At 61.3% G+C, this 25,131-nt stretch carries 20 protein-coding genes; 6 read left to right on the top strand and 14 right to left on the bottom strand.

Annotated features, from left to right (window positions below):
• Positions 1–4 precede the first annotated feature (4 nt).
• Positions 5–598 (bottom strand): aminodeoxychorismate/anthranilate synthase component II, encoded by a 594-nt coding sequence (locus tag BLO97_RS26085; protein WP_063324125.1) that lies wholly within the window; start codon positions 596–598, stop codon positions 5–7.
• A gap of 411 nt (positions 599–1,009) precedes the next feature.
• Here BLO97_RS26085 and estP point away from each other — a divergent pair, with 411 nt between their 5' ends.
• Positions 1,010–2,917 carry an esterase EstP gene (gene estP / locus BLO97_RS26080; protein WP_092348918.1) on the top strand — a complete coding sequence of 636 codons (1,908 nt, stop codon included), beginning with the start codon at positions 1,010–1,012 and terminating at the stop codon, positions 2,915–2,917.
• Positions 2,918–3,045: 128 nt separating this feature from the next.
• Here the strand turns inward: estP and trpE are convergent, their stop codons facing one another.
• The 10 genes from trpE to BLO97_RS26030 all read right to left on the bottom strand — a co-directional run bounded on the left by trpE (position 3,046) and on the right by BLO97_RS26030 (position 15,390).
• Entirely contained in the window at positions 3,046–4,527 is a 1,482-nt protein-coding gene (gene trpE, locus BLO97_RS26075) for an anthranilate synthase component I (RefSeq protein WP_063324123.1), read from the bottom strand.
• Positions 4,528–4,597: 70 nt separating this feature from the next.
• Positions 4,598–5,416: a phosphoglycolate phosphatase gene (locus BLO97_RS26070; protein ID WP_063324122.1), complete on the bottom strand. Its 819-nt coding sequence runs from the start codon at positions 5,414–5,416 to the stop codon at positions 4,598–4,600.
• Positions 5,413–6,087, bottom strand: coding sequence for a ribulose-phosphate 3-epimerase (gene rpe, locus BLO97_RS26065; protein WP_063324121.1), 675 nt, complete (start codon positions 6,085–6,087; stop codon positions 5,413–5,415). The genes BLO97_RS26070 and rpe overlap by 4 nt, the downstream gene beginning before the upstream one ends.
• Positions 6,088–6,165: 78 nt before the next feature.
• Positions 6,166–7,314, bottom strand: coding sequence for an iron-containing alcohol dehydrogenase (locus BLO97_RS26060; RefSeq protein ID WP_063324120.1), 1,149 nt, complete (start codon positions 7,312–7,314; stop codon positions 6,166–6,168).
• A gap of 139 nt (positions 7,315–7,453) precedes the next feature.
• Complete coding sequence (locus BLO97_RS26055) at positions 7,454–8,278, bottom strand: ABC transporter permease (RefSeq protein WP_063324119.1); 825 nt, start codon at positions 8,276–8,278, stop codon at positions 7,454–7,456.
• Between the two features lie 13 nt (positions 8,279–8,291).
• On the bottom strand, positions 8,292–9,539 hold the full coding sequence (locus BLO97_RS26050; RefSeq protein WP_018607201.1) for an ABC transporter permease: 1,248 nt from the start codon (positions 9,537–9,539) through the stop codon (positions 8,292–8,294).
• A gap of 226 nt (positions 9,540–9,765) precedes the next feature.
• Positions 9,766–10,809: an ABC transporter substrate-binding protein gene (locus BLO97_RS26045; protein WP_003206153.1), complete on the bottom strand. Its 1,044-nt coding sequence runs from the start codon at positions 10,807–10,809 to the stop codon at positions 9,766–9,768.
• Positions 10,810–10,858: 49 nt separating this feature from the next.
• Positions 10,859–11,983 carry an ABC transporter ATP-binding protein gene (locus BLO97_RS26040; RefSeq protein WP_092146421.1) on the bottom strand — a complete coding sequence of 375 codons (1,125 nt, stop codon included), beginning with the start codon at positions 11,981–11,983 and terminating at the stop codon, positions 10,859–10,861.
• Positions 11,984–12,239: 256 nt separating this feature from the next.
• Positions 12,240–12,869 carry a response regulator gene (locus BLO97_RS26035; RefSeq protein WP_003206156.1) on the bottom strand — a complete coding sequence of 210 codons (630 nt, stop codon included), beginning with the start codon at positions 12,867–12,869 and terminating at the stop codon, positions 12,240–12,242.
• Positions 12,870–12,993: 124 nt separating this feature from the next.
• Positions 12,994–15,390 (bottom strand): PAS domain-containing sensor histidine kinase, encoded by a 2,397-nt coding sequence (locus BLO97_RS26030; protein ID WP_092221558.1) that lies wholly within the window; start codon positions 15,388–15,390, stop codon positions 12,994–12,996.
• A gap of 74 nt (positions 15,391–15,464) precedes the next feature.
• Between BLO97_RS26030 and BLO97_RS26025 the strand changes: the two genes are divergently transcribed.
• Positions 15,465–16,457: an alpha/beta hydrolase family protein gene (locus BLO97_RS26025; protein WP_092348915.1), complete on the top strand. Its 993-nt coding sequence runs from the start codon at positions 15,465–15,467 to the stop codon at positions 16,455–16,457.
• 172 nt (positions 16,458–16,629) lie between these two features.
• Here the strand turns inward: BLO97_RS26025 and BLO97_RS26020 are convergent, their stop codons facing one another.
• Genes BLO97_RS26020 through BLO97_RS26010 form a run of 3 tightly spaced genes read right to left on the bottom strand, consistent with a single transcriptional unit; the run spans position 16,630 to position 19,092 of the window.
• Entirely contained in the window at positions 16,630–17,397 is a 768-nt protein-coding gene (locus BLO97_RS26020; RefSeq protein ID WP_072342471.1) for a TerB family tellurite resistance protein, read from the bottom strand.
• A 1-nt stretch (position 17,398) separates the two neighbouring features.
• Complete coding sequence (murU, locus tag BLO97_RS26015; RefSeq protein ID WP_063324113.1) at positions 17,399–18,070, bottom strand: N-acetylmuramate alpha-1-phosphate uridylyltransferase MurU; 672 nt, start codon at positions 18,068–18,070, stop codon at positions 17,399–17,401.
• Complete coding sequence (locus BLO97_RS26010; RefSeq protein ID WP_063324112.1) at positions 18,067–19,092, bottom strand: aminoglycoside phosphotransferase family protein; 1,026 nt, start codon at positions 19,090–19,092, stop codon at positions 18,067–18,069. Before BLO97_RS26010 ends, murU begins: the two co-directional genes overlap by 4 nt.
• Before the next feature lie 130 nt (positions 19,093–19,222).
• Between BLO97_RS26010 and BLO97_RS26005 the strand changes: the two genes are divergently transcribed.
• Genes BLO97_RS26005 through rsmA form a run of 4 tightly spaced genes read left to right on the top strand, consistent with a single transcriptional unit; the run spans position 19,223 to position 25,089 of the window.
• Positions 19,223–21,991, top strand: a complete 2,769-nt coding sequence (locus tag BLO97_RS26005) for an LPS-assembly protein LptD (protein WP_063324111.1) — start codon at positions 19,223–19,225, stop codon at positions 21,989–21,991.
• On the top strand, positions 21,972–23,288 hold the full coding sequence (gene surA / locus BLO97_RS26000) for a peptidylprolyl isomerase SurA (protein WP_139197732.1): 1,317 nt from the start codon (positions 21,972–21,974) through the stop codon (positions 23,286–23,288). Before BLO97_RS26005 ends, surA begins: the two co-directional genes overlap by 20 nt.
• Positions 23,285–24,274, top strand: coding sequence for a 4-hydroxythreonine-4-phosphate dehydrogenase PdxA (gene pdxA / locus BLO97_RS25995; RefSeq protein ID WP_063324110.1), 990 nt, complete (start codon positions 23,285–23,287; stop codon positions 24,272–24,274). The genes surA and pdxA overlap by 4 nt, the downstream gene beginning before the upstream one ends.
• The gene (gene rsmA / locus BLO97_RS25990; RefSeq protein WP_018607222.1) at positions 24,271–25,089 is read left to right on the top strand and encodes a 16S rRNA (adenine(1518)-N(6)/adenine(1519)-N(6))-dimethyltransferase RsmA; all 819 of its coding nucleotides are present in this window, start codon (positions 24,271–24,273) and stop codon (positions 25,087–25,089) included. Before pdxA ends, rsmA begins: the two co-directional genes overlap by 4 nt.
• The last annotated feature ends 42 nt before the right edge of the window (positions 25,090–25,131 follow it).

Genomic DNA, 25,131 nt, shown 5'->3' with positions numbered 1-25,131 from the left:
GTCCTTAGCGCGTGCCGCCGGTTTGTTTGAGGAAGTTGGCGAACAGTTCGTGGCCCTGTTCGGTGAGAATAGACTCGGGATGAAATTGCACACCCTCGATATTCAGCGTCTTGTGGCGCAGGCCCATGATTTCATCGACCGAGCCATCTTCAAACTGGGTCCAAGCCGTCAACTCCAGACAGTCAGGCAGAGTTTCGCGCTTGACCACCAGGGAATGGTAGCGGGTTACGGTAAGCGGATGATTCAGCCCCTCGAACACGCCCTTGTCCTCGTGGAATACCGGGCTAGTCTTACCGTGCATGACTTGTCGGGCGCGTACCACGTCGCCGCCGAACGCTTGGCCGATCGACTGGTGCCCCAGGCAGACACCGAGGATCGGCAGCTTGCCGGCGAAATACTTGATGGCGTCGATGGAAATGCCCGCTTCGGTCGGCGTGCATGGGCCGGGCGAAACCACGATGCGCTCAGGCTTGAGGGCTTCGATTTCGGCGATGGTCAATTCGTCGTTGCGCACGACCTTGACCTCGGAGCCCAGCTCGCCGAGGTACTGCACAACGTTGTAGGTAAAAGAGTCGTAGTTATCGATCATCAGCAACATGGCGTAAGCGACCTATTGAATTCACTGACTTTAAATACAGCCTTCAGAGAATGACCCGCACGCTGCTGCGCTTGGCGAGGCAAGTGATGCCCCTGCGAAGCGGCTCTACAAGCGGGTAAAGAAGGCAAATCGGTACAGGTCCGGCGAAGCCGGCGGAGAATGTTCAGGCGCGCCAACGCCAGCGGGCGTGTGCCTTGATCATTTGATCCAGAAGTTTGCTGACAATCGACACAGGGAAAGTCTCGTTCATACGTCCCGGCACAGTAGCTTAGCTGGGCGGAGCACGCAATATGGGCGATCCCGAAGGGCTTTGAAACAATCGCGACATTCAAGATGGATGGCAGAATGCCGGAAGTTTTTGGTACTGTCGTTTCGTTTTCTAACAAAAATAAGATAAAAACGGACTTTCCCATGATAAAGAAGACGTTGTTCGTACCGATTGCCGGTTGCCTGCTGGCGATGGCCTGCGCCCAGGCGAGCGCCGCCCCCAACCCTTACTCCAAGTTCATCGTATTCGGCGACAGCCTCAACGACGCCGGCCAACTCGCCGACCCGAACGGCCCGCCCGGCTCGACAGCCCGCTATACCAACCGAACCGGTCCGATCTATACCGACGGCAGCGGCGAGGCCTACTCCGCCAACTCCACCCAGTTGCTCGGTGGGCGCCTGGGTTATTCCGCCGACGAGACTGCCGCTTCCACTTCGGCGGTCCGCGCCGACCAGGGGCTGGCGGACGGCAACAACTGGGCGGTGGGCGGTTATCGCACCGACCAGATCCTCAAATCGATTACCGGCGTGTCCGACACCGGCGAGCGCAGCCGTCCTGGCTACCTGCAGTCCAATGGCTTGCGCGCCGATCCAAATGCGCTGTATTACATTTCCGGTGGTGGTAACGACTTCCTACAAGGCCTAGTGCTGACCCCCGAGCAAGCGAGTAAAGCCGCGGACCGCCTGGCCAGCAGTGTCCAGGCGCTGCAAACGGCCGGTGCCCGCTATGTGATGGTCTGGCTGTTACCCGACCTGGGCCTGACGCCCTTCCTCAACGGCAGCCCTTCGCAAGACTTCTTTTCGCAACTGGGCAACCAGTTCAACCAGCAGCTGATCACGCGACTGCAAGGCATCGACGCTGAAATCATTCCATTGAACATTCCGCTGTTGCTCAAGGAAAGCTTCGCCGACCCGGCAAGATTCGGCCTCGCCATCGGTGAGAACCTCACCGCGACCTGCTTCACTGGCAATGGCTGCACCGAAAACGCCACCTACGGCATCAACAGCGCCACGCCTGATCCCACCAAGCTGATCTACAACGACGCGGTCCATCCGACCGAAGCCGGACAGAAACTGATCGCCGACTACGCCTATTCCCTGCTCGCGGCACCATGGGAGCTGACGTTGCTGCCGGAAATGGCCCACTCGACCCTGCGCGCTCACCAGGACGAGTTACGCAGCCAGTGGCAATCGGACTGGGAGAACTGGCAGGCCGTCGGTCAATGGCGGGCCATCGTGGCCGGCGGTGGTCAGCATCTGGACATGGACAGCCAGGACAGCGGCGCCAGCGCCGATGGCAGTGGCTACAGCCTGAACATTGGCGGCAGCTATCGCCTCAACGACGCGTGGCGCGTAGGTGTCGCCGCCGGCCTCTACCGCCAGGACATGGAAGCAGGCCACAACGATTCGAAGTACAAACTCAATAGCTACCTGGCGACCGCTTTCGCCCAGTTCCAGCAAAACCGCTGGTGGGCCGATGCGGCACTGACCGGCGGCAAGCTCGACTACGACAACCTGGAGCGCAAGTTCGACCTGGGCGTCAACGAAGCGCAGGAGAAAGGCGACACCGACGGCCATCTCTGGGCATTCAGCACGCGGGTGGGCTACGACATTGCCCAGCCGGGCAGCGAATGGCACCTCTCGCCGTTTATCAGCGCTGACTATGCGAAGGTGGAAGTCGACGGCTACTCGGAAAAGAGCAACCGCTCCACGGCCCTGACCTTCGATGACCAGACCCGCGACTCGAAACGCCTGGGCATTGGCTTGCAGGGCAAATACAACATCACCCGCCAGACCCAGGTGTTTGGCGAGTATGCCCACGAACGCGAGTACGAAGACGACACGCAAAAGGTGAACATTGCCCTCAACAGCCTGCCGGCCAATGACTTCACACTGGAAGGCTACACGCCACAGAGCCACCTCAATCGCCTGAGCCTGGGGGTCAGCCACAAGTTGACCAACGACTTGGCGCTACGGGGTGGTTATACACTGCGCAAGGATGATGACATGACCCAGCAAGGGGTAAGCCTGGGCGTCAGCCTGGACTTCTGATCGAGAAAACCTGTGGGAGCGAGCTTGCTCGCGATAGCGGACTGTCAGTCAACTGGTTGGTTGAATATGACGGCCTCATCGCGAGCAAGCTCGCTCCCACACACACTGATCGAGTTGTCGAAGGGTTTTCAATCGTTCGAAGTCTGCTCGGCCAGCGCCACGGCGCGGAACATGGCCCGGCGCTTGTTCAGGGTTTCTTCCCACTCCAGCGCCGGCACCGAGTCGGCGACGATACCGCCGCCGGCCTGTACGTGCAGTTCACCGTTCTTGATGACGGCAGTGCGAATGGCAATGGCAGTGTCCATGTTGCCGTTCCAGGCGAAGTAACCCACGGCCCCGCCGTACACGCCCCGCTTGACCGGCTCCAGCTCGTCGATGATTTCCATCGCGCGGATTTTCGGCGCGCCAGACAAGGTGCCCGCTGGCAGGATCGCCCGCAAGGCGTCCATCGCCGTCAGCCCGGCCTTCAATTGGCCGGTGACGTTGGAGACGATGTGCATCACGTTGGAATAGCGCTCGATGACCATCTTCTCGGTGAGCTTCACCGAGCCGATTTCCGAGACCCGCCCGGTGTCGTTGCGCCCCAGGTCAATCAGCATCAGGTGCTCGGCGATTTCCTTGTCGTCCGACAGCAGATCCTCTTCCAAGGCCCGGTCAGCTTCCTCCGTAGCGCCACGGGGGCGAGTGCCGGCGATCGGCCGCACGGTGATCAGGTTGTCTTCGACCCGCACCAGCACTTCCGGCGAACTGCCCACGACATGGAAGTCGCCGAAGTTGAAGAAGTACATGTAGGGCGTCGGGTTGAAGCAGCGCAGCGCCCGGTAGAGATCGATGGGCGCCGCCTTGAAGTCGATGGACATCCGTTGCGACGGCACGACCTGCATGCAGTCACCCGCGAGGATGTACTCCTTGATGGTATCGACGGCCCGTTCGTAATCGTCCTGGGTGAAACTGGAACGAAACACCGGGTCGGTCGCCGACTGCTTGCTGAAGTCCAGGCCGGGACGCGGAGCGATCGGCTGACGTAACTTTTCCAACAGTGCTTGCAGGCTTTGTTGACCTTGCTCGTAGGCATCTTCCTGGGACGGATCGGCCAGGACGATGGCGTGCATCTTGCCGGCGAGGTTGTCGAAAACGACGACCGCATCGGACACCATCAGCAAAATATCCGGCACGCCCAGCGGATCGGGGTTCGGGCAGGTGCCCAGGCGTTTTTCCACGTAACGCACGCAGTCGTAGCCGAAATACCCCACTAGGCCACCGTTGAAGCGCGGCAGGCCGGGGATGGTCGGCACGTTGTAGCGGGCCTTGAAGGTTTCGACGAACGCCAGCGGGTCTTCAACTTCGAGGCTTTCGATTTCGACACCGTCGTGGGTCACGCTGACGCGATGGTCATGGACCCGCAGCACCGTGCGGCACGGCAGGCCGATGATGGAATAACGGCCCCATTTCTCACCGCCCTGCACCGATTCGAGCAAGTAGGAGTTGGGCTGGTCGGCCAACTTGAGGTAGATCGACAGCGGCGTGTCGAAGTCAGCCAGGGTTTCACAGGCAAGGGGGATGCGGTTGTAGCCGGCAGCGGCTAGACGCAGGAATTCTTCGCGGTTCATGGGGTGCCTCGTGGCAAGAGGAGCTGACAGTCAGGTATGCAAACGCGCCGGATAACCGGCCGGGATCACGTCAGGTGCGCCAACGCCAGCGGGCCAGGGCCTTCATGACTTTCATCCAGAGTTTGCGAGTGACCACCACGATGGCGTTTCCAGAAGAGGATTGAACAGCGTCGGGCAACGTTATCTCAGCGGCCGGGTCCAGGCAACCGGGAATTAACAGGCGCAAATCGTCGATTACCAGGGCAGGACATTCTTCGGCGATTGGGCGGCCGTGGTTGTAGCCGTAACTCAGTGCCACACATTTGACCCCTGCCGCCTTGGCCGCCAGCACATCGCTGCGCGAGTCGCCGACGAACAAGGATTGAGAGGCCGGGATGTTGGCCATTTTCATCACGAAAAACAGCGCGGCCGGATCAGGCTTTTTCTGCGGTAAGGTATCGCCGCCAATGATCCAGCGGAAATAGCGGCCGATTTTCATCTGGTCCAGCAACGGCGCAACGAAGCGCTCCGGTTTGTTGGTAATCAGGGCCATTTCCACGCCCTGCTTTTGCAGCCACTTGAGGGTGGAGCGCACGCCGGGGTAGACCACCGTCAGTTGGTGATTGTCTTCGTAGGCTTCATTGAACAACGCCAGCGCCCGCTCGGCCTCGGCATCATCGACACCTTGGGCATCGATGTCATTGGCCAGGGCCCGGCGCACCAGCATCGGCGCGCCATTGCCGACCCAGTGGCGTACCGAATCGAGGCCGGCAGGCGGGCGTCCAAGCTTGAGCAGCATCGTGTCCACCGCCGCCGCGAGGTCCGGGACCGAATCGACCAATGTGCCATCGAGGTCGAACATCACCAGACGCGGCAAGCTGCCGGGGAACAGCTGCTCGAAACCGCTCATGGGCGCGCCAGGGCCAGTTCGGCGCGCATTTGTGCAATCACCTCTTCGTAGTCCGGTGCGTTGAAGATGGCCGAACCCGCGACAAACGTGTCGGCGCCGGCCGCGGCGATTTCACGGATATTCTTCACATTCACACCACCGTCGATTTCCAGGCGGATGTCACGCCCCGAGGCATCGATCAACGCACGGGCTTCGCGCAGCTTGTCGAGCGTGCCCGGGATGAACTTCTGCCCGCCGAAGCCAGGGTTGACGCTCATCAGCAGGATCATGTCGACCTTGTCCATCACGTACTTGAGCACGTCCAGGGGCGTCGCCGGGTTGAACACCAGGCCGGCCTTGCAACCGCCTTCGCGGATCAATTGCAGGGAGCGGTCAATGTGCTGCGTGGCTTCAGGGTGGAAAGTGATGTAGGTAGCGCCGGCTTCGATGAAGTCACCAACGATGCGGTCCACCGGGCTGACCATCAAATGCGCGTCGATCGGCGCGGTGACGCCGTACTTGCGCAGCGCCGCGCAGACCATCGGGCCGATGGTCAGGTTGGGTACGTAGTGGTTGTCCATGACATCGAAGTGCACGATGTCGGCCCCGGCGGCCAGAACGTTGTCCACTTCCTCGCCCAGGCGGGCGAAGTCGGCAGAGAGAATCGACGGAGCAATAGCGAAGGGCTGCATGACGCACCTGTTTTGAGCGAAATCACGATGGCGCGCATTGTATACCTCAAGATTTGGCGCGCCCACCGTGGCAATCGATCAATACGCCGCGCGGTAGATCTTCTCGATATCGGCGGCGCTCAGTTTGCGTGGATTGTTGCGCATTAACCGTTCTATTCCCGCCGCTTCCACCGCCATGGATGGAATCACGTCCTCGGTCACGCCCAGGCTGCTGAGACCTTGGGGTATTTCCACGGCAGCACACAGCGTAATCATCGCCTCCACAGCCTCATCGGCCGCCTCAAGGTCGCTCAGGTGAGCGGTCTTGAGGCCCATGGCCTCGGCGATGTCACGCATGCGCTCGACACAGGCCATCTTGTTCCAGGTCATGACGTATGGCAGCAACATAGCATTGGCGACGCCATGGGACACGTGAAAACGCCCGCCCAATGGATAAGCCAGTGCATGGACCGCCCCAACCCCGGCATTGCCGAATGCCATGCCGGCCATGAGGCTGGCCGTGGCCATGTCTTCCCGGGCTTGCAGGTGAGCCGGGTTGGCATAGGCCTTGGGCAGCGCGCGGCTGATCAGCTTGATTGCGCCGATGGCCAGGGCATCGGTGATTGGCGAAGCATTGAGCGACAGGTAGGCCTCGATGGCGTGTGCCAGCGCATCAACGCCACTGGCAGCCGTGACGCCGCGCGGACAGGTGAGGGTCATCTGCGGACTGACCAGCGCCACGTCCGGCAACAGATAATCGCTGACGATGCCTTTTTTCAGCTGCGCGGCCTTGTCGGAGAGGATCGCCACGTTGGTGACTTCCGAACCGGTACCGGCCGTGGTGGGGATGGCAATCATGGGCGGGCCTTTGCGCGGCACCTGATCGACGCCGAACATATCCTGCAGCTCGCCGTGGTACCCGGCATAGACGCCCACGCACTTGGCAATGTCGATGGCACTGCCACCACCGAGACCGATCAGGCCATCATGACCACCGTCGCGATAGGCTTGCATGCAGTCCTCGACAATGGCGATTTCCGGGTCCGGCATCACCCGGTCGAAAATCTCGTAGTCCCGTCCGCCCAGATGTTGCAAGGCCAGTTCCACGGTGCCGGACTTGACCAACGCCGCATCGGTCACGATCAGCGGGTTGTCGACGTCCAGGCGCGTCAACTCCGCAGCCAGTTGCTCGATGGCAGCAGCACCGGTGATCAGTTTATGGGCGATCTTGAATGAGGAAAGACTCATGTGCGCGGCCTCTTATTCGAGTATGGGCTGGCACAAGGATAGCTCGGTATTGGAGGTTGTCTGCCATTCAGCCCATGAATGCGATAAGGAGCCTGTGGATGAGGCCCTATGGGAGCGAGCTTGCTCGCTCCCATATTCGTCAGGCTTGGGTAGTACGCAGCTTCTCGCTACGCCCACGCAACCACTCCAGGGTCAGCAACAGGATCACCGAGAAGGCAATCAGCAGGGTCGCCGCCGCCGCGATGGTGGGGCTGAGGTTTTCGCGGATGCCGCTGAACATCTGCCGTGGCAAGGTTGCCTGCTCGGGGCCGGCCAGGAACAGGGTCACCACCACTTCATCGAACGACGTCGCGAAGGCGAACAGTGCGCCGGAGATCACACCCGGGGCGATCAACGGCAGGGTCACCCGACGAAACGCCGTCAGTGGCGAAGCCCCCAGGCTGGCAGCGGCCCGAACCAGGTTGTGGTTGAACCCCTGTAGGGTCGCCGACACCGTGATGATCACGAACGGTACACCCAGCACGGCGTGGACCACGATCAGCGAGAAGAAGCTGTTGCCCATCCCCAGCGGTGCGAAAAACAGGTAACTGGCCACGCCAATGATCACCACCGGCACCACCATCGGCGAAATCACCAGGGCCATCACCAACGCCTTGCCTGGGAAGTCACCACGGGTCAGGCCGATGGCCGCGAGCGTGCCGAAGACCATCGCCAGCAACGTCGCCGCCGGGGCCACGATGATGCTGTTCTTCAGCGCTCGCATCCATTCGGCCGAGGCGAAGAAATCGTGGTACCACTGCAGCGAAAAGCCTTGCAGCGGGTACACCAGGAAACTGCCGGAGTTGAACGACAGTGGAATGATCACCAGCACCGGCAAGATCAGGAACAACAGAATCAGCCCGCAGAGTGTGCGCAAGCAGTAGAACCACACCCGCTCGACGGGGGACATGTAAGGACTCACCATTTTCGATCTCCCCTTAGCTCAGGCGCAGGCGACTGGCGCCCACCAGCCAGCTGTAAATCAGATAAAGCACGATGGTCGCCAGCAACAGCAGCCCGCCGAGCGCCGTGGCCATGCCCCAGTTGATGCTGGTGTTGGTGTAGAACGCGACGAAGTAGCTGACCATCTGATCGTTCGGGCTGCCCAGCAGCGCCGGCGTGATGTAGTAGCCGATGGCAAGGATGAACACCAACAGGCAACCGGCACCGACCCCGGCATAGGTCTGCGGGAAGTACACCCGCCAGAAACTGGCGAACGGGTGACAGCCCAGGGAAATCGCCGCACGCATATAGGTTGGCGAGATGCCCTTCATCACGCTGTAGATCGGCAGGATCATGAACGGCAGCAGGATGTGGACCATGGAGATGTATACGCCGGTGCGATTGAACACCAGCTCCAGGGGCTTATCGATGACGCCCATGGCCATCAGCGCACTGTTGATCAGACCACCGGACTGCAGCAGCACGATCCATGCGGCGACGCGTACCAGGATCGAGGTCCAGAACGGTAGCAGCACCAGGATCATCAGCAGGTTGCTCTGGCGCGAAGGCAGGTTAGCCAGCAGGTAGGCCAACGGATAAGCCAGCACCAGGCAGATCGCGGTGATCACCAGGCCCATCCAGAACGTGCGAGTGAAGATATCCAGGTAAATCGCCTGGTCGGGGGTAGCTGGGGCCAGTTCGCCGAGGTCATCGATGCGGTGATCGACGGCCGCCAGCAGGTAATACGGGGTAACGTCGCTGGTGTTGCGGCGGATCACCTGCCAGTACGCCGGGTCGCCCCAACGCTCATCGAGGTTTTCCAAGGCTTCTTTATAGGAAGCCGGCTCGGTGGCAAACGGCAACGCCCGAGCGGTCTTGGTCAGCAGGCTACGATAGCCGGCCAGTTCCATGTTCAGGCGCTTGGACAAGTCGCCCAAGGTCTGATTCTTGCGGGCTTCGGCCAGGTCTTCACTGGCAGCCTTGTACACCGGCTCGCCCGGCAAACCACGTCCGTCCCATGCAGCGACGGCGGCGACAGTGCGAGGCATGGCGCCCACCACTTCCGGGTTGCTGACGCTTTTGAACAGCAGCGCCACGATCGGCACCAGGAACACCAGCAACAGAAACAACACCAGCGGCGCGATCAAGGCCTGGGCCTTCCAGCGGTTGATCCGCTCGGCATGCTTGAGCCGTTGCTTGAGGGTGGGGCTGGTGCCCGCGTTCAGTGGAACGGCGATGGCCATGGCGAACTCCGCAAATCTTTTTGATCGTTACAGAGGCGGCGGGCCACCTCTGTTCTTTTGAAACCGCAACCTGTGCAAGCGAGTCATTGTGGCGAGCGAGCTTGCTCGCGCTGGGCTGCGAAGCGGCCCCAAAATTTTGTCGGCAACGCCAATTTTGTGAGTGCTGCGCACTCAAGCGGGAGCAAGCTCCCTCGCCACAAAGCCCGTTCACCCATGGACGCTTTGGTTACTTGGCCGCCCAGGAGTTGAAGCGCTGCTCCAGTTGCTCACCGTTGTCAGCCCAGAAGCTGACGTCGATCTGCACTTGGTTGGCGATGTTTTCCGGGGTGGTCGGCATGTCCTTCAGGACATCCTTGGCCAGCAACGGTACAGCCTGGGTATTGGCCGGACCGTAGGCGATGTTTTCCGAATAGGTCTTCTGCTGCTGCGGCGCCACCGAGAAGGCGATGAATTTCTTCGCAGCTTCGGCGCGGGTCTTGTCCAGGCCACGTGGGATGGCCCAAGCGTCGAAGTCGTAGATACCGCCGTTCCACACCACTTTCAGGTTGCTTTCTTTCTGTACCGCGGCGATCCGGCCGTTGTAGGCCGAGCTCATGACCACGTCACCGGAAGCCAGGTACTGCGGCGGCTGGGCGCCAGCTTCCCACCACTGGATGTTCGGCTTGAGCTCATCGAGCTTCTTGAAGGCGCGATCCTGGCCGTCTTTGCCAGCCAGTACTTTGTAGACGTCTTTCGGCGCTACGCCATCGGCCATCAAGGCGAATTCCAGCGTGTACTTGGCGCCCTTGCGCAGGCCACGTTTGCCTGGGAATTGCTTGGTGTCCCAGAAATCCGCCCAACTGGTCGGCGCGGTCTTGAGCTTGTCGGCGTTGTAGGCCAGCACGGTCGACCACACGAAGAAGCCCACGCCGCAAGGCTGGATGGCGCCCTTGACGTAGTCTTCGGCCTTGCCGAACAGGGCCGGATCGAGTTGTTCGAACATGTCTTCGTCACAACCACGGGACAATTCCGGGGACTCGACTTCTACCAAATCCCACGAAACGCTCTTGGTATCGACCATGGCCTTGACCTTGGCCATTTCGCCGTTGTACTCGCCAGCCACGATCTTGCCATTGCCGGCCGCTTCCCACGGTGCGTAAAAGGCTTTGACCTGAGCCGCCTTGTTCGCCCCGCCGAAAGACACCACGGTCAGGTCCGGGCCCGCCGCCATCGCGCTTGCCGCACCCATCATGCCCAGTGTCAGGGCTGTGAACTTCAGGGATCTCAACATTTATTGTTCTCTCCACGTGCAGGGTTGGTGTTGGTACAGCAGGGGGCGATCAATTCGCCTCTAGAAGGGGATCGAGCGCACGCACATGCTCGACTTGCCAGCCAAGCGGAACCACGTCGCCAACGGCCAGCCCGGGATCGAGCTCGGCAATCGGTTGCTTCACGAAGAAGTCATTCTTGCCGCAGACTTCCAGGCGAACCCGGACGTGGTCGCCCAGATAGATGAATTCCGCCACCCTCCCTGAGAAGCGGTTGATGCATTGTTCGCTTGCGCCGTTGAGGCTCACCCGTTCCGGGCGGATCGACAGGGTCACCGGCTCGCCAGGCTTGCCGACATTCACCGCCAATGCCTCGACCTTTTCACCGCGTCCCAATTCCACCAGGCAGCGGTCGCCGGTCTGACTGTGCAGACGACCGTTGAGACGGTTGTTTTCGCCGATGAAGTTGGCGACGAAGGTGTTTTTCGGCTCTTCATACAGTGTGCGCGGAGGGGCGATCTGCTGGATCTCGCCCTGGTGGAATACCGCCACGCGGTCAGACATGGTCAAGGCTTCGCCCTGGTCGTGGGTCACGTACACCACGGTGACGCCGAGGCGCTGGTGCAGATGCTTGATTTCCATCTGCATGTGTTCACGCAGCTGCTTGTCCAACGCACCAAGGGGTTCGTCCATCAACACCAACTGCGGTTCGAACACCAGCGCCCGGGCCAGGGCTACCCGTTGTTGCTGGCCGCCGGACAATTGCGCCGGGTAGCGTTGGGCGAAGCTGTCCAGCTGGACCATGCTCAAGACGCGCTTGACCCGATCACTCACGTCGCTCTTGTTCAGGCCACGCACCGTCAGCGGGAACGCCAGGTTCTCGGCGACGGTCATGTGCGGGAACAAGGCGTAGTTCTGGAACACCATGCCGATGTCGCGCTTGTGCGGTGGCACGTTGTTGATCGAGCGCCCGGCCAGCAGGATCTCACCGGCGGTTGGGGTCTCAAACCCGGCGAGCATCATCAGGCTGGTGGTCTTGCCGGAGCCGGAAGGCCCGAGCAGGGTCAGGAATTCGCCCTTGCGAATGTCCAGGTTGAGGTCTTTGACGATCAGGTTCTCGCCGTCGTAGCTCTTTTGCACACCACGAAAGCTGACCAGCACATCACTGGCCCCCGCGCTTGAATCGACCTGGCTCATACCCGCACCTTTTGTATTGATGACTGCTTGTGAGTCAAGCCTAGTGGAGCCTGGGGCCTGCGCAAATCGGGGCGCAGGAGAGAATCACCTCAGCCGGATGGAAGAGTCGGGGTAGGGATTGCCCTACAGGGATGACGGGATTGGATAAGGGCAGCGGCAAGTGATGAGCGGCAAGCTGCAAGCAGGGGCAAAAAGCGCTGTTGGCGTGTGTCGCAAATGGATATGCCGAGACAAAACCTTGTGGGAGCGCTGAAGCTCAGAGCAACTTGTGCTCCATCGCATACTTCACCAACTCAGCCAATGAGGTGATGTTGAGCTTCTGCATCAGCCGCGCCTTGTGGGTGCTGATGGTCTTGCTGCTCAGGGCCAGTTGCTGGGCGATATCGTTGACGTTGGCGCCCTGGGCCAGGCGTTCGAAGACGGAGAATTCACGCTCGGACAGCAGCGAGTGCAGCGGTCGCGTGTCGGTCAGGCCGACTTCAAAGACCATGCGGTCGGCCAGGTCCGGGTCGATATAGCGTCCGCCGGCCGCGACCTTGCGAATCGCCATGAGCAGCAGGGCCGGGTCGCTGTCCTTGGTCGCGTAGCCGGCGGCGCCGACCTTCAGGGCACGGGCGGCCATTTGCGCTTCGTCATGCATCGACAGCACCAGGATGGCCGGCGGGTTGTTCAGCGCCCGGATCCGTGGGATCGCCTCCAGGCCGTTGACGCCGGGCATGGAAATGTCCAGCAGCACCACTTCGCAGGGCACATGCCGCAAGGTTTCGAGCAACTGCTCACCATTGCTCGCCTCCCCTACCACCACCAGGTCCTTGGCCAGGCCGATCAGTTGCTTGATGCCTTCACGGACGATGGTGTGGTCTTCGGCTACCAGTACACGGATCACATTGTTCTCCAGATTCAGGATCCCTCATCGCGAGCAAGCTCGCTCCCGCAGGGCGTATGTGTACATCTCAATCAGTGTGGAGCGAGCTGGCTCGCGATTGGGCCCGCCCAGGCAACCCACCCCATCAGGCCTCATGCAACGGCACCCGCACCGACAGGGTCGTCCCCTCCCCCGGCTCACTCTCCAGGGTCAACTGCCCGCCCATGATCAATACTCGTTCACGCATGCCGACCAGGCCAAAGGAGGTTGGCCGACTCGTATCGGCAATAAATCCTACACCGTCGTCGCTGACGGTCAGACACAATTCGTCGCCCTCCTGAACCAGCGTCAGCTCTACAGTATGCGCTTGGGCATGGCGCATCACGTTGGTCAGCGCTTCCTGGAGAATCCGGAACAGGCCAATGGCCTTGGCGTCGCTCAGGGCCGGCAGGTTGTCCGGCACCTGCACCAGGCATGGAATCTGCGTACGCGCCTCGAAACGCCGAGCCTGCCATTCGATGGCCGAGGCAATGCCAGCATCCAGGATCGGCGGGCGGAGTGCCGTTGCCACGTCCCGCACCAACTGGAACAACTGAGCAATCAGGCGCTTCATGCTATTAAGCCGCTCATGCAGGCCCGGGTCGAGTTGCGCGTAGGCCAATTCGCACATGGATGTTTCTAGCTTCAACACCGTCAGCATCTGGCCCAGCTCGTCGTGGACCTCCCGGGCAATGCGCGCCTTTTCCTCTTCCCGCACACTTTCCAGGTGCGCTGACAATTCGCGCAACTGTTCCCGGGAGCTGGCCAGCTCCAGTTCGATGCGCTTGCTTTCGGTGATGTCCCAGACGATTCCGTCCCAGACATAGGCGCCATCTTCGAGACGGCGGGTGATCGCTTTGATCTCGGCCCAGCGCTCCTGGCCTTCGCGGGTCAGGATGCGGCCTTGCCATGACCAGTCACTGTCGGTATCCAGCGCCTGGTCCTGGGTGCGGTGATAATCGGCCTTGTCCTGCGGGTGCACCAGGCTGCGCAGCCCGGTGTCGCTGCGGGCCAGGGTTGCTGGAGAATAGCCCACAAGGCTTTCGCTGCCTTCGCTGATGTAGGCAAAGTCGATCTGGCCGGTCACCGGCGCCCGCTCCAGGCGAAAGACCAGGCCTGGCACATTAGCGGCAATACCTTGCAACCGCGCTTCGCTTTCGCGCAACGCCGCCAGCGCTCGTCGACGTTCGGTCACGTCGTTGAGGTAGACCACCAGGTATTCAGCGTCGCGAAAGCGCAGGAAGCTCAGAGAAACGTCAGCCGGCAAGATGCTGCCATCGGCTCGCACGCATTCGGTTTCGAAACTCTGCGGCCCATCTTCGCTGGCCCGGGCGCGCTTCCACAGGTTCAGCCAGCGATCCATGTGCAAACCCGGCTCGAAGTCAATCAAGGGGCGGTCGATGATGGCGCCCGAGGCATAACCGAGCATGGTTTCAGCCGCTCGGTTGGCATAACGCACGTGACTGTCCCAATTGACCCAGAGGATGCCGACCGTACTTTGATCGATGGAAAACTGCGTCAGGCGCAAGGCTTCTTCGCTGGCCGTACGCTGGGCGATGTCCTCCCTCGCGGCACGCAGACGACGCTCCAGTGCGCGTTGCTGGCGGCGCTGCCAGAACACGATGGAGACGCTGCTGAGCAGCAGGGCCAGAATCAATAGGGTCAAGTTCTGCCAGAAGCCCGGGGTCTCGGTCAGGCGTGGATATTTTGGCTTGAGCCAACGGCTGTGCAATTGCTCCAGCGCCTTGGCCGGGATCGCCTGCAAACCGCTGTCGATGATCTCGGCCAGTTCCGGCCAGTCCCGGCGTGTGGCAACCCGCAGCAACTGCGGCAGGCCGATGTCGCCCACCACCGCCAGCTCGGCGAATTCGGGCTCGACCATCAACCGCCCGAGCTGTGCCTCGTCGACCACCGCGTATCGAGCCTGCTGGGTCAGCAATAATTGCAGGGCCTCGCGCTCCATCGGCACACCTTGCAGATTCAGCGTCGGGTAGTTGCTGCGCAGGTAATCGGCCGTCGCGCTGGGCATGCGCACCGCGACCCGGGCCTGGCTGTCGAGTTTTTCCAACTCCACCCCTTCGGCGCCCTTCTGCGCGCCGACGATCAGTTGCGGCACTCGCATATAGGGATCGGAAAACTGCCAGAGCTTGAGCCCGCCCGGGGATTGGGTCAGGCCCGGAGCTACGTCCACCTCGCCGGCGCGCACCGCTGCTTCCAGTTGTGCCAGGTCCTGGAAATTGCGCCAGGTGAGCTCGACGTTCAACGCCTTGCCCAGCCATTGCATCAACTCGACGTTAGTGCCGGACAAACGCTGCAGGCGCCGGTCGTATTGGGCATAGGGCGCCTGCAATACCAGGCCGACCCGCCATTGCGGATGTTGCACCAACCATTGGCGCTGTCCCGCATTCAATTGCACCCCATGCGTCGACGGTGCGGGCGCGGCCCACGCCATCAAGGGAAGCCATAAACAGCCGATAACCCACAGGCAGCAAAAACGCATCATCGAAGTCTCATGCACTGACAAATACTGACCAACCCATTAGGCTGCCGGAAATACTTCTGGTCATGGAATATCCAATGCCCTCTGTTTATCGCCTGGCGTTGCCAGCATTGTGCCTGTCGCTGATCCTGCCAAGTGCCTTTTCTGTACAGGCCAGTGAAACGGCGCCCGCCGCGCAGCAACCTGCCGAGGAAAAACCCGTCGAGCGCCAACCCTTGCTCGAGCGTAGCCAGGAAGAGGCGACCGCACTTGAACGAAGAGTCCCGACCCAGGAACAACAACAGTTACAGACCGGCAGCGATGCCTTCCTGGCACTGTGGAAACCGGCCAATACCGGCGACCCCAGAGGCGCAGTCATCATAATCCCCGGCGCCGGCGAAACAGCTGACTGGCCTCAAGCTATCGGCCCTTTGCGGAAAAAGTTGCCAGATGTTGAGTGGAGCAGCCTGAGTATCACCCTGCCGGACCTGCAAAGCGACGTCATTGCACCGCGCGTGGTAGAAACACCGCCAGAGACCAAGCCGACCGACACCGCTGCCGCAGCACCGGACGCCACCACTGCGGCGCCGATCGAACAGGCCGCAGGCGGCGAAGCCGATGCGGCAGATCCCGTCGTCGACCAAACCGATGAAGAACATGCCAAGGCCGACGCCGAGCGCATCTTCGCCCGTATCGATGCAGCCCTGGCCTACGCCGAACAGCAAAGCGCACGCCGTATCGTGCTGCTGGGCCATGGCACTGGCGCTTATTGGGCAGCGCGCTACTTGAGTGAAAAGCAGCCCTCACAAGTCGAACGCTTCGTGATGGTGGCCGCCCAGACCCCGGCCACCGCCAAGCCGGCCCTGGCCGAACTGACCTCGACCTTGAAACTGGCGACCGCCGACATTTTCTACATGGACAAGCCGCTGGATCGAAACGCGGCGCTGGAGCGCTTGCAGGCGAGCAAACGCTTGAAAGGCTCGACCTTCAGCCAGGTGTCCCTCAAGGCCCTGCCGAACCCGGCGGCGGAGCAGGAGCAGCTGTTTCGTCGGGTCCGGGGTTGGTTGAATCCGCAGAAGCCGGGGGAGTAAGGCTGACCCGTTCGGGATGTCGGCGCCCACCCTCCTGTGGCGAGGGAGCTTGCTCCCGTTCGGCTGCGCAGCAGTCGCAATCCGGGTCTTTACGAAGAACCGCAGTGCCCGCTTTGGGGAGCGCTTCGCGCTCCAGCGGGAGCAAGCTCCCTCGCCACAGGGGATAGTGGCGCTACCGGAAATTCCGCCGTTCCCGTATCAAGCGATAGGCGTTGTGCAACTCCCGAGTCCTGTCAGTGGCTTCACGCACCTGCAAGGGCGTTGCCCCGCTACCGGCAATCTTGTCCGGATGGTGGCGACTGAGCAATCGTCGGTAGGCTCGCTTGATCTGCGACGGTTCACTCGTGGCGGAAACGCCCAGCAAACGCAACGCCTCCTGATACGTCACCCCACTGCTGGGCAGCGACAGTTTGTGCGGTTCGTAATCGCTGGCCAATGCCTGGACCTGTTGTTGGGTCCAGCCCAGCCACTTGCCCCACCGGGCAATCAATTCACGCTCGCCGACGCCCGCCTTGCCATCAGCCCAAACCATTCGCCAGCAGGCCCGCAGCACGCCTTCCGCCGCATGCGGCTGGGTGCTGAGGCGGCGCAGATAACCGCGTAGGCGGACATCTCCAGACTTGCCCCGGTTGAATGCAGCGATGGCCCGGCGTTGCGCCGATTCGCTCAGGTCCAGGGCCCGCATTTCCTGGCGAGCCTGTTGGATGTGACCGTCGACCACACGCCCATCGCTTTTCGCCAAACGCCCCAGCAACACAAACAACAATTCATCGTTGCGCAATGCTGGGCGTCCGCCCAGACGCTCACGAAGCTGCTCCCAGCTTTGCACGTTTAGGCGCCTATCCAACGCTTGTCCTAATAACGCACCAAGCATGGCCCCCGGAATGCTGGCTATGGCAAAGCCCGCCCCGGCTCCAATCAGAGTCCCTGGCCACCACATATCAACCGCTCGCTTCTATCAAGGTTTCGACCTGCGCCAAACGTTCATGGGTGCCGACATCGACCCAATGCCCTTTGAGGTGCTCGCCACTGACGCGTCCCTCGGCCATGGCCGCGCGCAACAGCGGTGCGAGCTTGAACGCACCGTCCGCGCAACCGTCGAACAACCGCGGGTGCAGAACGGCGATGCCGCTATAGGTCAGGTTGTCGGCAGGGGCGTGCCTATCGTGAACCTTTCCGTCGACCAGGACGAAATCGCCGTCTGGGTGATGCTCGGGATTATCGACGAGCACCAGGTGCGCCAACCCTTCGAGCGGCCGGCGCAAAGCGCTGAAGTCGTAGTCGGTCCAGACATCGCCGTTCACCACCACAAACGCTTCATCGCCCAGCAGCGGCAAGGCCCGGAAGATTCCACCGCCGGTTTCCAGCGGCTCGCCTTCAGGGGAAAACCGAATGCTCACGCCAAACCGCGCACCATCCCCCAGGTGATCTTCGATCTGCTGACCGAGCCAGGCGTGATTGATCACGATCTCGGTGAATCCGGCCCTGGCCAGCGCCCGCAAGTGGTATTCGATCAAGGGAACACCACCGACGCGAATCAACGGCTTTGGCGTGGTAAGGGTCAAGGGGCGCATGCGTTCGCCCTTGCCTGCCGCCAGAATCATCGCCTTCATGCCGTTGCTCCGGCCGATTGCCGCAGGCTGCCCAGAAGTTCATCGAGCGGTGCCAGTTCCGGACGGCGGGCAATGACCGCTTCTATATAAGCAAAGAATCGCGGCACATCGCCGAGGTAGCGTGGCTTGCCATCACGATGACAAATGCGCGCGAAGATCCCGATGACCTTTAGATGACGCTGCACACCCATCAAATCGCTGGCCCGCAGGAAGTCCTCGAGGTCCGGCTGCACGGGAATGCCGAGGGCGCCGGCCTGCTGCCAGTAACTCTCCAGCCAGCCGCGCACGCGCGCCTCGGGCCAACTGAGGAAAGCGTCCTTGAACAGGCAGGTCACGTCGTAGGTAACGGGACCATAGACGGCATCCTGAAAATCCAGCACGCCGGGGTTCGGCACGCTGAGCATCAGGTTGCGTGGCATGTAGTCCCGGTGCACCAGCACTTTGGGCTGGGCCAGGGCGCTGTCGATCAGCAGCTCGCTGGCCTGCTGCCAGAGCTGCTGCTGGGCCGAATCCAATTCGATCCCCAGCTCGCGCTTGACGTACCACTCGGGGAACAATTCCAGCTCCCGACGCAACAACGCGACATCGTAGCTCGGCAACGGCGCTACCATTGGCAGTTGCTGGAAAGCCAGCAAGGCTTGCAGGGCATCGCGGAATAAATCGTCGGCATTTTCGCCGTTGATCACGTCCAGATAGGTTTGGTTGCCCAAGTCATTGAGCAAAAGAAAGCCGCGTTCGAGGTCTTCGGCATAAATTTTTGGCACGTTAATGCCAGATTTCGCCAGCAAAAAAGCAATATCCACGAAGGGTTTGCAGTTTTCCTGGGGCGGTGGCGCATCCATTACGATCAAACTGCGACCCTCGCCTTCCCAGCGGAAATAACGCCGAAAACTCGCGTCACTGCTGGCGGCGGTCAACGTGGCCGGGGGTACGGGGCCCCAGCCCTGTTGAGTGAAAAGGATCGGCAGTTGTTCATCGAGCCAAACTTTCAGGTGTTGCAAGCGTACATCTTGGTCGGGCATTGCAAGGGTCTCCGACGGCGCTAGCCGTCAAGCGGGTCATGCTTTATTATCCAGCATCTTTTTCAGACCATCGAGAGGCGTGCGGCCCACACCGCGGGCAGATGGCACGCAGGAAGCCCGGACTAATAAGATGGCATTGAAATCCCCCGCGTTTCGTAAAAAATTTCCGTTGCTGGTCACCGGCAGTCTGCTGGCCCTGCAACCCCTGGCCTCTTCATTCGTCGTCGCGGCGCAGCAGTATGACTGCTCCGTCTCCGCTTCGGGTGCCTGGGACTGTGCACCCAAGACACCGGCCGCCGCGTTGCCGCCGCGTCCCGTGCATGACGGCAGTGCGGTTTCCGACAGCGGCGCGGCTCCGGCCGACAGCAGCTCGGGCGAGGAAGCCGGCGAAAAGCCGATGCTCGTTACCGAAGCCAAGGGCCGCGGCCTGAAGTCGCGCAGTGCAGACTACAGTCACCTGGATTGGGTTCCACGGGAGAACCTTACCCCGGCGCAATTGGCTGAAACCGGCCCTTACTGCTCGGGTGCCTATATCGAGCCGACCCGTCCTGGCATGAACGACAAGACGGCCAAGAGCGACGCTCCTACCTTCCTCGGCGCCAAGGCTTCGCGCTATCAACAGGAAGAACAGGTGGCGACGCTGGCCGGCGACGTGGTCATGCGCCAGGGCAGCATGCAGGTCGAGGCCGACGAGGCCAGCCTGTACCAGGCTGAGAACCGCGGTGAGCTGAGCGGTAACGTCCGCGTTCGCGACAACGGTGCACTGATCGTCGGCGACCATGCCGATGTACAGCTGGACACCGGCGAAGCCAAGGTCGACAACGCCGAATACGTGATGCACAAGTCGCGTATTCGCGGTAACGCGCTGTACGCCAAGCGTGCAGAGAATGCGATCATCCGTCTCAAGGACGGTACGTACACCACGTGCGAACCGAACAGCAACGCCTGGACGCTCAAGGGCAACAACATCACCCTGAACCCGGCCACCGGCTTCGGTACCGCGACCAACGTGACGCTGCGGGTCAAGGACTTCCCGGTCCTGTACACACCGTACATCTACTTCCCGATCGACGACCGTCGCCAGTCCGGCTTCCTGCCGCCGACCATCGGCAGCGGCAGCGACACCGGCTTCCTGCTGGTCACCCCGTACTACTTCAACCTGGCGCCGAACTACGATGCCACGTTGTATCCGCGCTACATGGCCAAGCGCGGCCTGTTGATGGAAGGCGAATTCCGCTACCTGACCAAATCCAGCGAAGGTCAGTTCGGTGCTGCGTACCTCAACGACGAGGACGATGAGCGCAGCGGGCAAAGCGACTACGACAAGACCCGCTACATGTATAACTGGCAGCACAAGGGCGGCCTCGACTCGCGCGTGCTGACGGAAGTCGACTACACCAAGATCAGCGATCCTTACTATTTCCAGGATCTTAAAAGCGATCAGATTGGTATCGAGACCAATGATCGCGTCAATCAGCAAGGGATCGTCAGCTATCGGGGGGATAACTACGTTGCCCGCTTGAATGCACAGGCCTACCAGTTGGCGACGATTTCGAAGATCACACCGTACAACCGCCTGCCCCAGATTACGTTCAGCGGTGCTCTGCCGGAGCACCCGTATGGGCTGGATTTCGCATACAAGACAGAGTTGGTGCGGTTTGACCGTGATTTGCGCACTGGCAACTATACCGATGAGGACGGCAACGTCGAGCCGTGGCTGGATACCAACGTTCGCGGCCTGGCACGGGCTAACGGCAATCGCATGAACCTCGCGCCGGTTATGAGCCTGCCGATGACCGCGTCCTATGGCTATCTCAAACCGTCCCTCAAGTACCAATACACCCAATATGATTTGGATCTGGATGGTACGGGCAAGAGCGTCGTTGGAAACGGCTACGACAGCACGCCAAACCGCAGTGTCCCTATCGCCAGCATCGACAGCGGTCTGTACTTCGACCGCAACACGCAATGGTTTGGCACCAACTATCGTCAGACCCTGGAACCACGCCTGTTCTATCTCTATGTACCCGAGAAGGACCAGAGCGACATTCCTATCTTCGATACCAGCGAATCGACCTTTAGCTATTCCTCGTTGTTTCGCGACAATCGCTTCACCGGCTCTGACCGTGTCGGGGACGAGAACAAGTTGTCCTTGGGCGTGACCAGCCGCTGGATTGAAGAGAACGGCTTTGAGCGCCAACGTCTCGCCGTCGGCCAGGCGTTTTATTTCAAGGATCGCAAAGTCCAATTGCCAGGCATTGACTTCGATACTCGAGAAGACGCCAAGTCGGACGTTTCTCCGTACGCACTGGAATACGAATACCACTGGAACCGCGACTGGCGCACCACTGCGACCTACAACTGGGACCCGGACACCCGCAGCCCCCGCTCGGGTAGCGCGATGTTCCATTACCAGCCGGAAGACAACCCGAACAAGGTCATCAATGCCGGTTACCGCTACCGCAACGACCAGGTCCGCTACGACGAGGCGACCGGCCAATGGCAAGTGGGCGGTGGCGACTATGGTCGCCCGGGCGATGCGGACTATGTGAAGGACTACTACAAGATCAAGCAGCACGACTTCTCGGTCATCTGGCCGATCGTGCCACAGTGGAACCTCATCAGCCGCTGGCAGTATGACTACAACCGCAACCGTACCCTGGAAGCCTTCGGTGGTTTCGAATACGACAATTGCTGCTGGAAACTGCGCCTGATCAACCGTTACTGGGTCGACTACGAAGAGTTCAGTCAAGCCGCCCCGGAAAACGAAAAAGGCGACCACGGCATCTTCCTCCAAATTGTTCTGAAGGGACTCGGCGGCCTGACCGGCGCCAAGGTAGAGAGCTTCCTCGACAAAGGCATCCAAGGTTATCGTGAACGTGAAGACCAAGCTTTCTGATTGTCTGCGCCCGCTGATGCTGGGCGCGCTGTTCCTGGGTACCGCGGCCAACGCCGCGGTACAGTCCATCGATAAAGTGGTGGCCATCGTCGACAACGACGTGGTCATGCAGAGCCAGCTGGACCAGCGCGTCCATGAAGTGCAGCAAACCATCGCCAAGCGCGGCGGAGGCCTGCCGCCTCCGGGCGTGCTGGACCAGCAAGTGCTCGAACGCCTGATCGTCGAAAACCTGCAGTTGCAGATCGGCGAACGCTCCGGCATTCGCATCACCGATGAAGAACTGAACCAGGCCGTCGGCACCATTGCCCAGCGCAATAACATGAGCATCGACCAGTTCCGCGCCGCCCTGGCTCGCGACGGCCTCTCCTACGAGGACGCCCGTGATCAGATCCGCCGCGAAATGGTCATCAGCCGTGTGCGTCAGCGCCGTGTGGCCGAACGCATCCAGGTGTCGGAGCAGGAAGTGAAAAACTTCCTCGCCTCGGACCTGGGCAAGATGCAGCTTTCCGAAGAGTTACACTTGGCGAACATCCTGATTCCGACCCCGGAAAGCGCCAACTCCGAAGCGATCCAGAGCGCTTATCGCCAGGCAATGGATGTCTACCAGCAACTCAAGCAAGGCGCTGATTTCGGTCAAATGGCCATTGCCAAGTCGGGCAGCGACAACGCCCTGGAAGGCGGTGACATGGGCTGGAGAAAACCCGCTCAACTGCCGCCTCCGTTCGACCGTGAACTGAGCGCCATGGCCGTGGGCGACATCACCCAGCCAGCACGCACCCCGGGCGGCTTCATTATCCTGAAAGTGCTGGAAAAACGCGGTGGCGGAACCCAGGTCCGTGACGAAGTCCATGTTCGCCACATCCTGATCAAGCCAAGCGAGATTCGCAGCGAAGCCGAGACCAAGCGCCTGGCGGAGAAACTCTACGACCGCATCGAAGCGGGCGAAGACTTTGCTGAACTGGCGAAGAGTTTTTCCGAAGACCCGGGCTCGGCCCTCAACGGCGGCGACCTGAATTGGGTTGACCCCAATGCACTGGTTCCCGAGTTCCGCCAGGTCATGGCCGACACGCCGCAAGGCCAGTTGTCCAAACCGTTCAAGAGCCCTTATGGCTGGCACGTGCTGGAAGTCCTTGGCCGCCGCGCCACTGACAGCACCACCCAGGCTCGCGAACAGCAGGCAATGACTGTCTTGCGCAACCGCAAATACGACGAAGAGCTGCAAACCTGGCTGCGTCAGATTCGCGACGAAGCCTACGTTGAAATCAAACTTCCTGGTGCAGACCAGGCAGCGCAGTGAAACCCAAGCGTTTCGCGCTGACCCCCGGCGAACCAGCCGGCATCGGTCCCGACCTGTGCCTGCTGCTCGCCTCGCAAGCCCAGCCACACCCCCTGATTGCCATCACCAGTCGCGACCTGCTCCTTGAGCGGGCCGCGCAACTGGGGCTGGTCGTCAACCTGTTGCCCGTGACCTCGCAGGCCTGGCCGGACGTCCCGGCGCCCGCCAACAGCCTGTATGTCTGGGATACGCCCCTGGGTGCTCCGGTCGTCACAGGGCAGTTGGACAAGGCCAACGCCGCGTTCGTCCTCGAGACCCTGACCCGCGCCGGCCAGGGCTGCCTGGACGGTGCCTTCGCCGGCATGATCACCGCACCGGTGCACAAAGGCGTGATCAACGAATCCGGGATTGCCTTTTCCGGGCACACCGAATTCCTGGCGGACCTGACCCACACCGCGCAAGTGGTGATGATGCTCGCTACCCGTGGGCTGCGTGTGGCCCTGGTGACCACTCACCTGCCCTTGCGGGACGTCGCCGACGCCATCACCCCGGAACGCCTGGAGCGGGTCACGCGCATCCTGCACGCCGACCTGCAGGAAAAATTCGGCATCGCCCGGCCGCGCATCCTCGTTTGCGGGCTCAATCCCCACGCGGGCGAAGGCGGACACCTGGGCCGTGAAGAAATCGACATCATCGAACCCACTTTGGAGCGCCTGCGCAGCGAGGGCATGGACCTGCGTGGCCCGCTGCCTGCCGACACTCTGTTTACCCCAAAATATCTGGAGCACTGCGACGCGGTGCTGGCGATGTACCACGACCAGGGCCTGCCCGTGCTGAAGTACAAAGGTTTCGGCGCGGCGGTCAACGTGACGCTGGGCCTGCCGATCATCCGCACCTCCGTGGACCATGGCACTGCCCTGGACCTGGCCGGCAGCGGCAAGATCGATACCGGCAGCCTGCAAGTCGCGCTGGAAACCGCCTACCAGATGGCCGAGACCCATTTATGACCGAGCAATACCAACACCGCGCGCGCAAGCGTTTCGGCCAGAACTTCCTGCATGACGCCGGCGTGATCGATCGTATCCTGCGCTCGATCCGGGCCAAGCCCGACGACCGCCTGCTGGAAATCGGCCCGGGCCAGGGCGCCCTGACCGAGGGCCTGCTCGACAGCGGCGCACAACTGGACGTGGTGGAACTGGACAAGGACCTGGTGCCGATCCTCAACCAGCAGTTCGCCGGCAGAAGCAATTTCAGCCTGCACCAGGGCGACGCGCTGAAGTTCGACTTCAATAGCCTGAACGCTGCACCGAACAGCCTGCGGGTGGTGGGAAACCTGCCGTACAACATCTCCACGCCGCTGATCTTCCACCTGCTGAGCAACGCCGGCCTGATCCGCGACATGCATTTCATGTTGCAGAAAGAAGTGGTCGAGCGCCTCGCCGCCGGCCCTGGCGGTGGTGACTGGGGTCGCCTGTCGATCATGGTCCAGTACCATTGCCGAGTCGAACACCTGTTCAACGTAGGCCCGGGCGCGTTCAACCCGCCGCCGAAAGTCGACTCGGCCATTGTCCGCCTGGTGCCCCATGCCGTCCTGCCGCACCCGGCCAAGGATCATCGCCTGCTGGAGCGGGTGGTACGCGAAGCGTTCAACCAGCGCCGCAAAACCTTGCGCAACACCCTGAAACTATTGCTCAGCAGCACCGAAATCGAAGCCGCCGGCGTCGATGGCAGCCTGCGCCCAGAGCAGTTGGACCTGGCAGCGTTCGTGCGCCTGGCCGACAAACTCAGTGAACAGGTCGCCCCGCAAGTCGACGCCAACTGAACGGGTGACGATCGCTATCGGGCAGTACGCCAGTCTGGTCTA

The organism is Pseudomonas sp. NFACC05-1 (assembly GCF_900100135.1).
Lineage (GTDB): Bacteria > Pseudomonadota > Gammaproteobacteria > Pseudomonadales > Pseudomonadaceae > Aquipseudomonas > Aquipseudomonas fluorescens_Q.
The sequence above is the reverse complement of the archived record's forward strand: the minus strand, read 5'-3'. Positions and strand labels throughout refer to the sequence as shown.

Coding starts and splice junctions, on each gene's coding strand:
- estP (WP_092348918.1), top strand. CDS start 1,010: ATGATAAAGAAGACGTTGTTCGTACCGATTGCCGGTTGCCTGCTGGCG.
- BLO97_RS26040 (WP_092146421.1), bottom strand. CDS start 11,983: ATGAGCCAGGTCGATTCAAGCGCGGGGGCCAGTGATGTGCTGGTCAGC.
- rpe (WP_063324121.1), bottom strand. CDS start 6,087: ATGCAGCCCTTCGCTATTGCTCCGTCGATTCTCTCTGCCGACTTCGCC.
- BLO97_RS26055 (WP_063324119.1), bottom strand. CDS start 8,278: ATGGTGAGTCCTTACATGTCCCCCGTCGAGCGGGTGTGGTTCTACTGC.
- BLO97_RS26025 (WP_092348915.1), top strand. CDS start 15,465: ATGCCCTCTGTTTATCGCCTGGCGTTGCCAGCATTGTGCCTGTCGCTG.
- trpE (WP_063324123.1), bottom strand. CDS start 4,527: ATGAACCGCGAAGAATTCCTGCGTCTAGCCGCTGCCGGCTACAACCGC.
- BLO97_RS26050 (WP_018607201.1), bottom strand. CDS start 9,539: ATGGCCATCGCCGTTCCACTGAACGCGGGCACCAGCCCCACCCTCAAG.
- rsmA (WP_018607222.1), top strand. CDS start 24,271: ATGACCGAGCAATACCAACACCGCGCGCGCAAGCGTTTCGGCCAGAAC.
- BLO97_RS26005 (WP_063324111.1), top strand. CDS start 19,223: ATGGCATTGAAATCCCCCGCGTTTCGTAAAAAATTTCCGTTGCTGGTC.
- BLO97_RS26060 (WP_063324120.1), bottom strand. CDS start 7,314: ATGAGTCTTTCCTCATTCAAGATCGCCCATAAACTGATCACCGGTGCT.
- BLO97_RS26085 (WP_063324125.1), bottom strand. CDS start 598: ATGTTGCTGATGATCGATAACTACGACTCTTTTACCTACAACGTTGTG.
- BLO97_RS26020 (WP_072342471.1), bottom strand. CDS start 17,397: ATGTGGTGGCCAGGGACTCTGATTGGAGCCGGGGCGGGCTTTGCCATA.
- BLO97_RS26070 (WP_063324122.1), bottom strand. CDS start 5,416: ATGAGCGGTTTCGAGCAGCTGTTCCCCGGCAGCTTGCCGCGTCTGGTG.
- murU (WP_063324113.1), bottom strand. CDS start 18,070: ATGAAGGCGATGATTCTGGCGGCAGGCAAGGGCGAACGCATGCGCCCC.
- BLO97_RS26045 (WP_003206153.1), bottom strand. CDS start 10,809: ATGTTGAGATCCCTGAAGTTCACAGCCCTGACACTGGGCATGATGGGT.
- BLO97_RS26030 (WP_092221558.1), bottom strand. CDS start 15,390: ATGATGCGTTTTTGCTGCCTGTGGGTTATCGGCTGTTTATGGCTTCCC.
- BLO97_RS26010 (WP_063324112.1), bottom strand. CDS start 19,092: ATGCCCGACCAAGATGTACGCTTGCAACACCTGAAAGTTTGGCTCGAT.